The organism is Nonomuraea angiospora (assembly GCF_014873145.1).
Classification (GTDB): Bacteria; Actinomycetota; Actinomycetes; order Streptosporangiales; family Streptosporangiaceae; genus Nonomuraea; species Nonomuraea angiospora.
Window position 1 is genome coordinate 9,034,419 of sequence record NZ_JADBEK010000001.1, and the last position, 13,320, is coordinate 9,047,738.

Here is a 13,320-nt window from a genome sequence, read left to right on the forward strand (position 1 = left end):
GGGACATGCACGTGATCGTCATCGGCGCGGGGCTGGGCGGGTTGTGCCTCGCACAAGGGCTGCGGCAGCGCGACATCAGCGTGGCCGTGTACGAGAGCGACGACGCCCTGACCTCCCGGCAGCAGGGCTACCGCATCCACATCGACGAGCACGGCGACCGGGCCCTGGCCGCCAACCTGCCCGAGCGGCTGCACCGGTTGTTCCGCGCCACGGCCGGGCTGCCCCGTACCAGCACGCCCGTCTTCGACCACCGGCTCGAGCGGCTCAGGGTCCTGGAGCCGTCCGACGGCGGCGTGCACCTGGCGGTGGACCGGCTGACGCTGCGGCGGATCCTGCTCTCGGGCCTGACGGACGCGGTCCGGTTCGGCAAGCGGTTCACGCACTACCGAACCGGCGCCGACGGCCGGGTCACCGCGTACTTCGCCGACGGCGGCACCGCGACCGGCGACGTGCTCGTGGCGGCGGACGGCGTCAACTCCCCGGTGCGCCGGCAGTATCTGCCGCACGCGCGCGTGGTGGACACGGGCCTGCGGCAGTTGTACGGCAAGGTGCCGCTCACGGAGCGGACCCGCGAGCTGTTCCTGGACGACATGTTCGCCGTGTTCACCCCGATCATCGGCCCGGACGGCAGCTTCGTCGGCGTCGCGCCGGTGGAGTTCCCCGAGCCCGTGCGGGCCGAACTGGGTGTCACCCAGGACTACATGACCTGCTCCTTCGGCGCCCGCCGCGAGCTCCTGCCGCCCGACGACGAACTGCGCGCCATGCCGGGGACCGAACTGCGCGCCCTGACCCTGCGGGCGATCGAGGGCTGGCACCCCCGGGTGCGGGCGATCATCGACCACTGGGACACGTCCACGGTCTTCGCCCTGGTGCTCCGTACCAGCGTGCCGATCGAGCCCTGGCCGGCCACCAACGTCACGCTGCTCGGGGACGCCATCCACGCGATGAGCCCCGCGGGCGGCATCGGCGCGAACACCGCCCTGCGCGACGCGAGCGCGCTCGCCGCCGCCCTCGGGGAGGCCGCCGCCGGCCGGCCGCTCCTCCAGGCGCTGGCCAGGTACGAGTCCGAGATGACCGCCTACGGCTTCGCCGCCGTACGCACCTCCGCCGAGAACGGCCACCGCCTGCTCGGCCAGGACCCCCTCCCCGCCGCCTGAGTAGCGCCTTTCCCGGCGATCCGGCGAGAATGATGGCTTGATGGAGAATGAGGACCGGGGGTCGGACTCGCCCTACATCGAGCGGATCTACCGCAGTGAGGGCGTCACCACGGCGAAGCGGATGCACTCGATCGCCAACTCCAACTGGGAGCTGGTGATCTGGGAGCACCGCGGGCGCGCGCACGTCGCGATCCGCGGACCGGAGACCAGGCCGACCACGGTGGACGTGAGCCCCGAGGGATCGGCGTTCGGGATCATCTTCGCCCACGGCGCGGCCATGCCGCACCTGCCGGTCCAGGGCCTGGTCGACTCGGCCGTGTCGTCCCCGCACGTGACCTCGGACGCGTTCGTGCTGCGGGGGGAGGAGTGGGAGCTGCCGGGCTTCGGCAACGCCGAGGTCTTCGTGGACCGGCTCGTGCGGGCCGGCATCCTGGTGCGCGACCCGCTGGTGACCGACGTCGTCGCGGGCGACGACGCCCCGCGGCTGAGCGCCCGCTCGGTGCAGCGCCGGGTGGTCGCCGCCACCGGGCTGACGCAGGGGGCGATCCGGCAGATCGAGCGCGCCCGGGAGGCGGCCCTGCTCCTCGGCGAGGGCGTCGCGCCGCTGGACGTGGTGCACCGGCTCGGCTACTACGACCAGCCGCACCTCGCCCGCTCGCTCACCCGCTTCATGGGTCTTACGGCGACCGAGCTGCAACACCCGGACCCGGACGAGCCCCTGTCGCTTCTGTACAGGTCCGGACGCTGAGCGTGCGCGACGGGCTGAGCGCGCGAGCGCTTGTGTCCGGGCTCGGCCTGTTTGTTGCCTATGGTCGCTTATGGTGTTTTGGTGACCGCCAGTCAAGGCCGCCGTGACCAGCTCAAAGAGTTCCTGCGTGGCAAGCGGGAGGCTCTCACCCCCGCCGACGCCGGCATGCCCGCCGGAGGGCGCCGCCGTACTCCCGGGCTGCGCCGGGAAGAGGTGGCGGTGCTCGCCGGGGTGGGGGTGTCCTGGTACACCTGGCTGGAGCAGGGACGCGACATCAAGGTCTCCGACGCCGTGCTGGACGCGGTCGCCCGCGCGCTGCGGCTCGACGAGGCGGAGCGGGCCCACCTGTACGTGCTGGCCGGGCTGAACCCGCCGGACCCCGCAGGCCGGCCCGGCGCGCCGGTGAGCGAGCAGCTGCGCGCGGTGCTGGACGCCTGGATGCCCAACCCGGCGCACGTTCTGGACCGTCACTACAACCTGGTGGCGATGAACGACGCGGCCAGGTGGGTGTTCGGGTTCGACGGCGAGGTCCGCAACTGCATGGTGGCGTTCTTCACCCATCCGATCTACCGCGGCAGGTTCACCGAATGGCACGAGTTCGCCCCGGACATGGTGGCCGACTTCCGCGCCAGCGCCGCCCGCTATCACGACGATCCGCTCTTCGGGCGGATCGCCGAAGAGCTGTGCGGCGCCAGCGCGGAGTTCGCCGAGTTGTGGGCCCGGCCGGAGGTCCGCTCCCGCTCCCAGGGGATCAAGGCGATCACCCACCCCGAAGCCGGGGACCTCGTCTTCGAGTACTCGCTGTTCCGGCTGCCGGATCGTGCGGACCTCAACGTGGTGCTGCACACGCCGCATCCCGACACCGACACCAAGGCGAAGGTGGAAAGCCTGGTGGTGGCACACCCAGGATGAGCTGACACTGCCTTGCCGGAAGCCGTCCCAGCACCATGGACGGCATGAAGGCAATCACGATTCCCGAATTCGGCGGCGCCGACGTCCTCCGCCTCGACGAGGTCGAGCTCCCCGAGCCCGGTCCGGGGCAGGTCTCCATCGACGTGGCCTACGCGGGCGCGAACTTCGCCGAGATCCTCTACCGGCAGGGCGTGGTGGACGTACCGCTGCCCTTCGTGCCCGGCATCGAGGTGTCCGGCCGCATCCGGGCGCTCGGCCCCGGCGTCGAGGGGCTGCGCGTGGGCCAGCCGGTCGCCGCCCTGACGATCGTCGACAGCGGCGGCTACGCGGAGGCGGTGGTCACCTCCGCGGACCTGGTGGCCCCGTTGGACGGCCACGACCTGGGGCTGGGCATCGCGGCGGCACTGCCCTCCAACAGCACCACCGCGTTCCTCGTGCTCGACCGGGTGGCCCGCATCGAACCGGGGGAGAGCGTGCTCGTACACGCCGCCGCCGGAGGCGTGGGCAGCCAGCTCGGTCAGGCCGCCCGGTTGCTGGGCGCGGGCCGCGTGGTGGGCACCGTGGGCAGCCCCGCCAAGATCGAGACCGCCAAGGCGTTCGGCTACGACGAGGTCGTCCTGCGCGAGCAGGCGGCCGAGGCCGGTCGGTTCGACGTCGTGGTGGACATGGTCGGCGGTCCGGCACGACGCGGCAGCCTCGACCTGCTCGCGCCGATGGGCCGGATGGTGGTGATGGGCAACGCCTCCGGCGCCGAGGACGTCGGGATCTCGGCCAACGAACTGTGGTTCACCAACAAGACGGTCTCCGGGTTCAACCTGGCCGCCTTCTCCGCCGCTTTCCCCGCGCAGGCAGGCCGGGCGCTGCGCCGGGCTGTCGCCGCGGCCGCCGGCGGGGAGCTTCGGGTGCAGGTGGAGTCGCTACGGCTGGAGCAGGCCGCCGAGGCGCACCGCCGCATCGAGTCCGGCCGCACGACCGGCAAGCTGGTGCTCGAAGTCGAACGAATCTGAGGTGTTCTCCGTCAGCTCATCCGACGTCGAAGGGCGGCAGCTCAGCCAGGTCCAGGACGGCTGCCGGCGGGAAGTCGGGCCACGAGCCCGGCGGGTCTTGGCTCAGGTCGCGCAGGTGCTTGTCGATGAAGCGCTGAGCATTGCGCAAAACCCTGACGGCGGTGGCGGCGTCGATGGCGCCGTTCTGCAGCGCGTCGGCAAGCTCGTCGAGGTCCAGGACCTCGTAGCGCCGGCTGACCGGGGGCACGACGATGTCCACGTAGAGATCGTGGACCACCAGCCGCTTCGGGCCCGTTTCCTCCAGTTCGACCAGGTCGATGTACCAACCGCCTTCGAGCGCGTCGACGAAGGTGACCGGCCTGGTGAGCTGTATTCCTTCGTCGGCGACGACGAAGCAGCGATCGGTCGTGGGCCGGCCGGGAACCCGCCATGGGGGAAGGATCTCGACGTCGTAGGCCACGATGTTGTCGCCGGTTCGGACACCGGGGCACCATTGCCCGGTGCGGTGGTGGACACGTACCTCTTCAAGGGTCACGCATCGCAGTATGGCCGCGCCGGGATGCGGCGCGCCCCGGCCGTTGTGTCTGTGGGAGAGAGGGGAGGCGCTGGCTGGAAGTTCATGGCGCGCAGCGCCCCCCTGTGGAAGGCCGTCAGCCCTTGACGGCGCCGACGATCACGCCCTTGGTGAAGTGGCGTTGCACGAAGGGGTAGATGATCAGGGCGGGGATCACCGCGATGACCACGATGGCCATTTTGATGGCGAGTGTCGGCGGGGCGTCGCCGGTCACGCCCGCCGTGGCGCTGGGCAGCGGGTTGGAGTCCACCACGTACTGGCGCAGGATCAACGCCAGCGGCCACTTCCTGGTGTCGTCGATGTAGAGCATCGCGTTGAACCAGGCGTTCCAGTAGCCGACCGCGTAGAACATCGCCACCACGGCCGTGACCGCCTTCGACATGGGCAGGACGATGCGCCACAGGATGCGGAACTCGCCCGCCCCGTCGATGCGGGCGCTGTCCAGGACCTCTCCCGGGATGCTCATGAAGAACGAGCGCAGCACCACCACGTTGAACGCCGAGACGGCCGTCGGGAGGATCAGCGACCAGTAGCTGTCCTTCAGGCCCAGGCCGCTGACCATCAGGTAGACCGGGATGATGCCGGGGAAGAAGACGAACATCAGCAGCACGCTGAACAGCAGCGGGCGGTGGAGGAACGAGCCCGGGCGCGACAGCGAGTACGCGCCCAGGATGCTCACGCCGGCGCTGATGAGCGTCCCGACCACCGTGACGCCCGTGCTGACCAGGATGGCCCTGCTGACGACCGTGTCGGAGAAGATCTGCTCGTACGCCTCGAACGTGATCCCTTCCGGCACCAGCACCAGCCCGCCCGCGCGGTTGACCGTGGCGGCCGAGCTGAGGCTGGTCAGGAGGATGGTGTAGAGGGGGCCGAGGATCACCACGACGATCAGCGTGATCAGCGAGCCCTTGCCGAGCCGGCCGACCGGCGAGGGGCGTTCCTCCCACGGCGCGAGCCGGGAGGGCTTGCGGGAGGCGAGTACGGTCATGATCGCGAATACACCCCTCGCTCGCCGAACGCGTGCGCGACCCGGTTGGCCGCCACGATGAGCAGCAGCCCGACCAGGCCCTTGAACAGCCCGGCCGCCGCCCCGTACCCCAGGTCCCCGGTACGCAGGCCCGACCAGTACACGAACGTGTCGAAGACCTCGGACGCCTCGCTGCCGACGGCGCTGCGCTGCAGCATGAACTGCTCGAACCCGACGTTCAGCGCGTCACCGAGCCGCAGGATCAGCAGGAGCACGATCACCGGACGCAGTCCGGGCAGCGTGATGTGCCACATGCGACGCCAGCGGCGGGCACCGTCCACGGCGGCGGCCTCGTACAGGTTGGGGTCGATGGTGCTGAGGGCGGCGAGGAAGATGATCGCCCCCCAGCCGGCGTCCTTCCAGACGGTCTGGGACGTGATCAGCAGGATGAACGTGTCCGAGCTCGTCATCCAGTCGACGCCCTGGTGGCCGTGCTCCCGCAGGATCTGGGCCAGCAGCCCCGCCCCGCCGAACATCTGCTGGAAGATGGCGATGACCAGCACCCAGGAGAAGAAGAACGGCATGTAGACCACGCCCTGCACGAACGCCCTCAGCCTGGCCGAGACGATGCTGTTGAGCAGCAGCGCCAGCATGATCGGCACGGGGAAGTAGAAGACGAGCTGGAAGGCCGTGATGGACAGGGTGTTCGCGATGGCGCGCAGGAACTGGGGGTCCTGGAAGAGCAGCGCGAAGTTGGTGAAGCCGATGATCGGGGAGCCGGCGATCCCGTCGGTGTACGGGTTGTAGTCCTGGAACGCGATGACGTTGCCCAGGGCGGGGATCCACCAGAAGGCGAGGACGAGCAGCAGCATCGGGAGGTTCATCACGAGCAGCGGCCAGTCCCGCCGGAGCTTGGCCCGCCAGGTCAGTTCGTGGGGCTTGGCCGCGACGCTCAGGGGGTGCCGGGCCGTTCGCCTGGCCGTCGTCACGCCCATGAGATGCCCCTCGCGAGAGTCGCCGGGGTCACAGCCTGCCGTTCTCCCGCGCGACCTTCATGTAGAACTCGCGCGCCTCGTTCCCGCCCTGCTCCTGCCAGTCCTTGACGATCTTCGTCCACTCGGACACGGGCCGCTTGCCCCGGAGGATCTCCTGCATCTTGTCCTCGGTGGGTGTGGCCAGCCCGGCCATCTTGGAGGGCGTCTCCACCCGGATCCCCACGAACGGGTCGCTTTCCAGGATCTTCGAGGCCTGCGTCTGCCAGTCGTACTGCGCCTGGACCAGGCCCTTGTACTGGCTCTTCTCGTTGGCGTTCGGCCGGCCCGACAGGAACAGGTACGTGGGCGCGACCTCCTTGCGCCCGAGCGCCGTCTGCTCGATCTTGCCGTCCTTGACGTTGTAGTGCTTGCCCTCGACGCCGTTGAAGACCAGCTCGTACTCCTGGGTGCCGAACGGCGCCGAGCACCAGTTGGACAGGGCGAGCAGCTCGCGGGTGCGGGCGTCGCCGAGACCCTTCTTGATGAAGACGAACATGCTGGCGGGCTCGTTGCGCCACATGATGGTCTTGCCGCCGGGCTTGGCCGGGTAGGGGGCGACGATCTGCATGTCGAACTTGGGATTGTCGGCCTGGAACCGGCCCAGGTTCTCGTGCCAGGCGCCGAGCCCGTCCCGGTAGATGACCATCTGGCCGCTGCCGAAGACGGCTTTGTTGTCGGCGTCCTTGTTGGCGACGATGTCGGGGTGGACCCACCCGGCCTCGAAGACCTTGGTCATGAACTCGATCGAGGCGGCGAACTCGGCGGTCTCGTACTTGTACTCGAGGGTGCCGTCGCTCTTCTTGCGCCACTCGCGCGGAGCCCCGAAGGCCCGCTGCATCTCCTGCTCCATGCCGCCGCCGAACGCCCAGCGCTTCTTCTTGGGGTCGGTGATGGCCTTGCCGAGCGCCATCAGGTCGTCGCCGCTCCTGGGCTGCTGCAGGCCCAGCTCGTTCAGGATGTCCTGGCGGACGAAGGTGGCGAACGGGAACGGGTCGTTCTGCCAGGGGATGCCCTGAAGGACGCCGCCGAAGACTCCGTACTGCCAGGCCGCGGTGTCGTAGTTGGCCAGCAGCGGGAACTCCTTGGCCTTGTCCCCGGCCAGGAAGGGGGACAGGTCGGCGAAGAGCTTGTTGGCCGCCTCGGTGAAGTGGGCGATCTTGATGAGCTCCCAGTTCGGCACCATGAGCATGTCGGGCACGTCGCCGCTGGCCAGCAGGGTGCTGAGCTTCTGCCCGTAGGTGTTGCCGTCGGAGATGTTGAAGCGCACGACGCCGCCGAGGCGCTCGTTGACGTAGTCGTAGTAGGAGTTGCTGCCCAGGCCGGGCGGCACCGTGCCCCACAGCGGAGTCATCGCGGTCACTTCCTTGCCGCTGGTCAGCGGCTTGGTGGTGACGGCCTGCACCATGGTGGCCGGGCGGGTCAGGAAGCCGGGCGAGACGAACTCGGCGCCGGGCAGATCGGGTTTGAGCCCGGGGATCTCGAACGGGATCCGCGTGGGCACCAGGCTCTTGAGCTTGTCGGCCGCCACGGCCGTACCCTTGGACAGCTGCTTCTTCTCGGCGCAGCCGGCCACCAGGACGCTCGCACCGACCAGGCCGAGGAATCCGCGGCGGGACGTGTTGGTTGCCATGGCCCGCTCCCTTCTCCAAATGGGGATGGCCTCGTTAAAATTAGTTGGTATTGCGACCAAACAAATTAGTAGACTGTGACCGTGGCCACAAGGGATCGCGACGTCACAGGTTGGTGCCGATGAGAAGGTTCGCGGCATCGACTCCTGTTGGTGAAGGGAGCCCGGGATGCGGCATGCTGGGGTCATCTCTTGGCGGGAACGGGGCTGATTTTGATCACTTCTACGACCGGCCCTCAGCCGGCCGACTTCGCCGACGTACGGGCCACCAACCTCGCGGTCGTGCTCCGGTTCGTCCGCGAGCACGCGCCCTGCTCGCGCGCCGACATCGCGGCCTCCACCGGGCTCAACAAGGCGACGGTCTCCAGCCTCGTCGCGGACCTCATCGACCGGCGGCTGGTCCGTGAGACGGGGCTGACCGAGAACCGGGTGGGGCGGCCGGCCACGATGCTGGTGCTGGACGGCTCGCCGTACGCCGCCATCGGGGTCGAGATCAACGTCGACTACGTGTCCGCCGTGGCCACCGACCTGGCGGGGGAGCGGCTGCTCACGTGGCGGCGCTCGTTCGGCGGCGGCGAGTCCGTCAACCAGGGGATCGCGAGCGTCGGCGCGATCATCAGGCGGGTGGTCAACCGCATGGCCAAGGAGGAGCGCCAGGTCCTGGGCCTGGCCGTGGCCGTGCCGGGGCTGGTCGACGTGCAGGGCGCCGTACGCATCGCGCCCAACCTCGGCTGGCGCGACGCCGACCTCGGCGGAGACCTGGCCAAGGCGCTGCGCGACCCCGGCTTCCCGATCCAGGTCGACAACGACGCCAACCTCGCCGCCCTGGCCGAGCAGCGCTTCGGCGCGCACGCGGGGGCCTCCGACCTCGTCTACCTCACCGGCGAGATCGGCGTCGGCGCGGGCATCATCCTCGACGGGCGGCTGCGCCGGGGCCGTCGCGGCTTCAGCGGCGAGATCGGCCACGTCCAGCTCGATCCCGACGGTCCCGGGTGCCACTGCGGGCGGCGCGGCTGCCTGGAGGCGATGGCCGGGATCGGCGCCGTGCTGGGCAAGGACCCCTCTCCCGCCGAGATCCAGGTGGAGATCGAGGAGTCCGTACGCCTGGCCCGCGCCGGCGACCCGGCCACCCTGGCCACGCTGGAGTCGGTGGGCCGGAGCCTGGGCAAGGGCGTGTCGATCCTGGCCAACCTGCTCAATCCCGAGGTGGTGATCCTCGGCGGCTACTACGTCCCGCTGGCGCCGTGGCTGCTGCCCGCCGTCCAGGACGAGATGGACGACCGCGTGATCGCCGCCGGGTCGGGCGATTGCCAGGTCGTCGCCTCGACGCTGGGCCACGACGCGGCCGCGCTGGGCGGGGCCGCGAGGGTGCTCGACTCCATAGATTCGGGGAGATTGCCCCGAGTCCCTTGACCTTGGCCACCGGGGAGTGCACTCTTCAGTCAACCCACCGAAATGTCCGTGTAACTTCCCCCGGCCGGTCGTCGAAGCGCTTCGACACTCTCACAGGGATGACCATGCAAGAACCCTTCCTCGACCCAGCGATCCCGATTCCCGACCGGATCGACGACCTGGTGCGCAGGCTCACCCTTGAGGAGAAGGTGGGGCTGCTGCACCAGTACCAGGCGCCGGTCGAGCGGCTGGGCCTCGGCGCGTTCCGCACCGGCACCGAGGCGCTGCACGGGCTGGCCTGGCTGGGACCGGCCACGGTGTTCCCGCAGGCCGTGGGGCTGGCCTCGACGTGGGATCCCGACCTCGTGCGCAGGGTGGGCGAGGCCACCGGCGACGAGGTGCTGGCCTTCCACCACAAGGACCCGGCGGGCGCGGGGCGCAACGTGTGGGCCCCGGTGGTCAACCCGCTGCGCGACCCCCGCTGGGGGCGCAACGAGGAGGGTTACTCCGAGGATCCGTGGCTGACCGGCGTGATGGCCACGGCCTATGCGCGCGGACTTCGTGGGAGCGCTCCCGGAGTTCTCAAGACGGCCCCCACGCTCAAGCACTTCCTGGCCTACAACAACGAGACCGACCGCTGCACGACCTCCAGCAACCTGCCGCCGCGCGTGCTGCGCGAGTACGAGCTGCCCGCCTTCCGGCCCCCCATCGAGGCGGGCGCGGCGGTGGCCGTCATGCCGTCGTACAACCTGGTCAACGGCCGCCCCGCGCACCTCAGCCCGCTGATCGGCGAGGTGCTGCGCGCGTGGGCGCCCGACGACCTGCTCGTGGTCAGCGACGCGTACGCGCCGGGCAACCTCACCGCGCTCCAGGGCTACCACGACACGCTGCCCGAGGCGTACGCGCACGCGATCAAGGCGGGGCTCGACAGCTTCACCCAGGACGACGACCGCTCCGAGGCCACGCTCGGCCACCTGCGCGACGCGCTCTCCCAGGGCCTGCTGGCCGAGGAGGACGTGGACCAGGCCGTGCGGCACGCGCTGTCGATCAGGTTCCGGCTGGGGGAGTTCGACCCGGCGACGCCATATGACGACATCAGCGACAACGTGGTCAACTGCCCCGAGCACCAGGCGCTGGCCAGGGAGGCGGCCCGCCGCTCGTTCGTGCTGCTGAAGAACGACGGCCTGCTGCCGCTCGACGGCGTCACCAAGGTCGCGGTGATCGGGCAGCTCGGCGACGCGCTCCTGGAGGACTGGTACAGCGGCACCCTCCCGTACGCGGTCACCGCCCGCCAGGGGCTGGCCGAGCGGTGCGAGACGGTGTTCTGCGAGGCCGTGGACCGGGTGACGCTGACCACCGAGGCCGGGCCGGTGGCGGCCGATCCCGGGGGCGGGCCGCTGAGCGTGGCCCCGGGCTCGGAGGCGGGCACGTTCGACCTGTTCGACTGGGGCGGCGGGGCCTACGCGCTGCGAGCCGTGGCGACCGGCCGGTTCGTGTCGGTGGACGGCGTCACGCTGGTGAACGACCAGCCCGGGCCCAACGGGTGGGAGGTGCGCCAGACGTTCCGGATGGAGGAGCGGCCGCGCGGCACGCTCGCCCTGCGCCACATCTCGACCGGCTGCTACGTCGGCGCGGGCGACGACGGCGTGCTGCGCCTGGTCGACGACGCCGACCAGGCGCTCTGGCTGGCCATGGACGTGGTCAGGAGCGGCACCGACCAGGCCGCCCGCCTGGCCGCCGCGGCCGACGTGGCCGTGGTGGTGGTCGGCGACCACCCCCTCGTGAACGGCCGCGAGACCGAGGACCGCATGACGCTGGCCCTGGCCCCCGGGCAGGACGCCGTGGTGCGGGCCGTCCGCAAGGCGAACCCCCGTACCGTCATGGTCATCACCAGCGGTTACCCGCTCACCTGGACCGACGACGAGGTCCCGGCCGTGCTGTGGTCGGCCCACGGCGGCCAGGAGTACGGCCACGCCCTGGCCGAGGTGCTCTTCGGCGACGCCGACCCGGAGGGCCGCCTCACCCAGACGTGGTACCGCTCCGAGCAGGAGCTGCCCGACCTGCTCGACTACGACATCATCGCCTCCGACGCCACGTACCTGTACTTCCGCGGCGTCCCGCTCCACCCGTTTGGCCACGGCCTGAGCTACACCACGTTCGAGTACGCCGACCTGCGCGTACAGCTGGACGGCGACCTCGTGCGGGCCCGCGTCACCGTGACGAACACCGGCCCGCGGCCCGGCGTCGAGGTCGTGCAGTTCTACACCCACCAGCAGCGCTCCCGCGTCAAGCAGCCGCTGCGCCGCCTGCGCGGCTTCGAGAAGGTCCGCCTGGCGCCCGGCGAGAGCCGCGCCGTCACCCTGACCCTGCCCGTGTCGGAGCTGGCGTTCTGGGACGTGACCAGGAGCAGGTTCGTCGTGGAGAGCGCGCCGCACCAGCTCATGGTCGGCCGCAGCGCCACCGACCTGCGCGTGAGCGCCCGCTTCGAGGTGGACGGCGAGACCGTGCCGCCCCAGTCCGGGCTGCTGCGCGCGGCGGCGCACGACGAGTACGACGCGATCACGTTCGTGGACGAGACCAAGGTGGACGGCGACGCCGTCAGGTCCGACGCGGAGGGCGCCTGGATCCTCTTCCGGCAGGTCGACCTCACCGGGGCCACGACGTGCGTGGCCACGGCGGGCAGCGCGGAAGGCGGCATGATCACCATCCGCCGCGGCGACCCCCTCTACGGGGAGGCCCTCGCCACCTTCCCCATCCCCAGGACCGCCCGCTACGCCTACCACGCCGTCACGGCCCCGCTCGCGGCCGCGGACGGCGTGCACGACCTTTATGCCGTGTTCGAGAACGACGGCGTCACGCTGGCCCGGCTCGACTTCGGAGCCGGGGCTTGAGCGGGCGCACGGTCACGATCTCCCAGGTCGCCAAGCACGCGGGCGTGGCCGTCAGCACGGTCTCCTACGTGCTCAGCGGCAAGCGGACGATCTCGGCCGACACCAGGCGCCGGGTGCTCGACAGCATCAGCGCGCTCGGCTACCACCCCAACGCCGGCGCCCGCGCCCTGGCCAGCAAGCGCTCTAACGTGATCGCGCTGGTGCTGCCGCTGCGGGCGGGCATGCACGTGCCCGTCCTGATGCGCTTCGCCAGCGCCGTGGTGACGGCCGCGCGCCGGTTCGACCACGACGTGCTGCTGCTGACCGCCGACGAGGGCACCGAGGGCATCCGGCGGGTGGCCGCGAGCGCGCTGGTGGACGCGCTGGTGCTCATGGACGTCGAGCTGGACGACCGCAGGGTGCCGCTGCTGCGCGAGCTGGCCGAGCCGAGCGTCCTCATCGGCTTCCCCGCCGAGCCCGCCGGGCTGACGTGCGTCGACCTCGACTTCGCCGCCGCGGGCGCGCGCTGCGTCGACCACCTCGCCGAACGCGGCCACGAGGAGATCGCGCTGCTCGGGGCGCCGTCGGTGGTGTACGAGCGGGGCACGGGGTTCGCCCGGCGGACGCGCGAGGGGTTCGTGGAGGCGGTGGCCGCCCACCGGCTGCGGGGCGTCGCGCTGCCGTGCGAGGAGACGTTCGACGAGGTGTACGAGACCGTACGCGGCCTGCTCCTCGACCGCCCCGGCCTGTCCGGGCTGGTCGTGCACAACGAGGCGGCGGTCGGCCACGTGCTGGCGGCGCTGCGGCAGCTCGACCGCCGGGTGCCGCACGACGTGGCGGTGGTGGCGATCTGCCCCGACGACGTGGCCGAGCGGGCCAGCCCGCCGCTCTCCTCCGTGCTGATCCCGGCCGAAGAGGTGGGCAGGGAGGCGGTCCGCCTGGTCATGGACAAGCTCGAAGGCCGCGCGGTGCCCGACTCCACCCTCCTCACCCCGCTCCTGGCCGTCCGCGCCAGCACCTGACCCGATCTGC

General features: G+C 70.8%; 11 protein-coding genes. 7 read left to right on the forward strand and 4 right to left on the reverse strand.

Annotated elements, in window-relative coordinates:
* The first annotated feature begins 5 nt into the window (after window positions 1–5).
* The 4 genes from H4W80_RS41700 (at window position 6) to H4W80_RS41715 (ending at window position 3,824) form a co-directional block, all read left to right on the forward strand.
* Window positions 6–1,157, forward strand: a complete 1,152-nt coding sequence (locus H4W80_RS41700) for an FAD-dependent oxidoreductase (RefSeq protein ID WP_192790090.1) — start codon at window positions 6–8, stop codon at window positions 1,155–1,157.
* A 37-nt stretch (window positions 1,158–1,194) separates the two neighbouring features.
* Window positions 1,195–1,905, forward strand: coding sequence for a helix-turn-helix domain-containing protein (locus H4W80_RS41705; protein WP_225963939.1), 711 nt, complete (start codon window positions 1,195–1,197; stop codon window positions 1,903–1,905).
* Between the two features lie 81 nt (window positions 1,906–1,986).
* On the forward strand, window positions 1,987–2,817 hold the full coding sequence (locus H4W80_RS41710; RefSeq protein WP_318787297.1) for a helix-turn-helix transcriptional regulator: 831 nt from the start codon (window positions 1,987–1,989) through the stop codon (window positions 2,815–2,817).
* A 44-nt stretch (window positions 2,818–2,861) separates the two neighbouring features.
* Window positions 2,862–3,824 carry a quinone oxidoreductase family protein gene (locus H4W80_RS41715; protein ID WP_192790092.1) on the forward strand — a complete coding sequence of 321 codons (963 nt, stop codon included), beginning with the start codon at window positions 2,862–2,864 and terminating at the stop codon, window positions 3,822–3,824.
* Between the two features lie 16 nt (window positions 3,825–3,840).
* Here the strand turns inward: H4W80_RS41715 and H4W80_RS41720 are convergent, their stop codons facing one another.
* From H4W80_RS41720 to H4W80_RS41735, 4 genes are all read right to left on the reverse strand, one after another.
* Entirely contained in the window at window positions 3,841–4,284 is a 444-nt protein-coding gene (locus tag H4W80_RS41720; RefSeq protein WP_192790093.1) for a DUF402 domain-containing protein, read from the reverse strand.
* 190 nt (window positions 4,285–4,474) lie between these two features.
* Window positions 4,475–5,386, reverse strand: coding sequence for a carbohydrate ABC transporter permease (locus H4W80_RS41725; protein ID WP_192790094.1), 912 nt, complete (start codon window positions 5,384–5,386; stop codon window positions 4,475–4,477).
* The gene (locus tag H4W80_RS41730) at window positions 5,383–6,360 is read right to left on the reverse strand and encodes an ABC transporter permease (RefSeq protein ID WP_192790095.1); all 978 of its coding nucleotides are present in this window, start codon (window positions 6,358–6,360) and stop codon (window positions 5,383–5,385) included. The genes H4W80_RS41725 and H4W80_RS41730 overlap by 4 nt, the downstream gene beginning before the upstream one ends.
* Before the next feature lie 28 nt (window positions 6,361–6,388).
* Entirely contained in the window at window positions 6,389–8,029 is a 1,641-nt protein-coding gene (locus H4W80_RS41735) for an extracellular solute-binding protein (protein WP_192790096.1), read from the reverse strand.
* Between the two features lie 210 nt (window positions 8,030–8,239).
* On the opposite strand from H4W80_RS41735, the gene H4W80_RS41740 reads away from it, so the two are divergent.
* The 3 genes from H4W80_RS41740 to H4W80_RS41750 all read left to right on the forward strand — a co-directional run bounded on the left by H4W80_RS41740 (window position 8,240) and on the right by H4W80_RS41750 (window position 13,310).
* Entirely contained in the window at window positions 8,240–9,439 is a 1,200-nt protein-coding gene (locus tag H4W80_RS41740; RefSeq protein WP_192790097.1) for an ROK family transcriptional regulator, read from the forward strand.
* A gap of 104 nt (window positions 9,440–9,543) precedes the next feature.
* Window positions 9,544–12,309, forward strand: coding sequence for a glycoside hydrolase family 3 C-terminal domain-containing protein (locus tag H4W80_RS41745; protein WP_192794040.1), 2,766 nt, complete (start codon window positions 9,544–9,546; stop codon window positions 12,307–12,309).
* Window positions 12,306–13,310, forward strand: coding sequence for a LacI family DNA-binding transcriptional regulator (locus H4W80_RS41750; protein ID WP_192790098.1), 1,005 nt, complete (start codon window positions 12,306–12,308; stop codon window positions 13,308–13,310). Before H4W80_RS41745 ends, H4W80_RS41750 begins: the two co-directional genes overlap by 4 nt.
* Window positions 13,311–13,320 lie beyond the last annotated feature (10 nt).

Coding starts and splice junctions, on each gene's coding strand:
- H4W80_RS41745 (WP_192794040.1), top strand. CDS start 9,544: ATGCAAGAACCCTTCCTCGACCCAGCGATCCCGATTCCCGACCGGATC.
- H4W80_RS41735 (WP_192790096.1), bottom strand. CDS start 8,029: ATGGCAACCAACACGTCCCGCCGCGGATTCCTCGGCCTGGTCGGTGCG.
- H4W80_RS41700 (WP_192790090.1), top strand. CDS start 6: ATGCACGTGATCGTCATCGGCGCGGGGCTGGGCGGGTTGTGCCTCGCA.
- H4W80_RS41730 (WP_192790095.1), bottom strand. CDS start 6,360: ATGGGCGTGACGACGGCCAGGCGAACGGCCCGGCACCCCCTGAGCGTC.
- H4W80_RS41725 (WP_192790094.1), bottom strand. CDS start 5,386: ATGACCGTACTCGCCTCCCGCAAGCCCTCCCGGCTCGCGCCGTGGGAG.
- H4W80_RS41715 (WP_192790092.1), top strand. CDS start 2,862: ATGAAGGCAATCACGATTCCCGAATTCGGCGGCGCCGACGTCCTCCGC.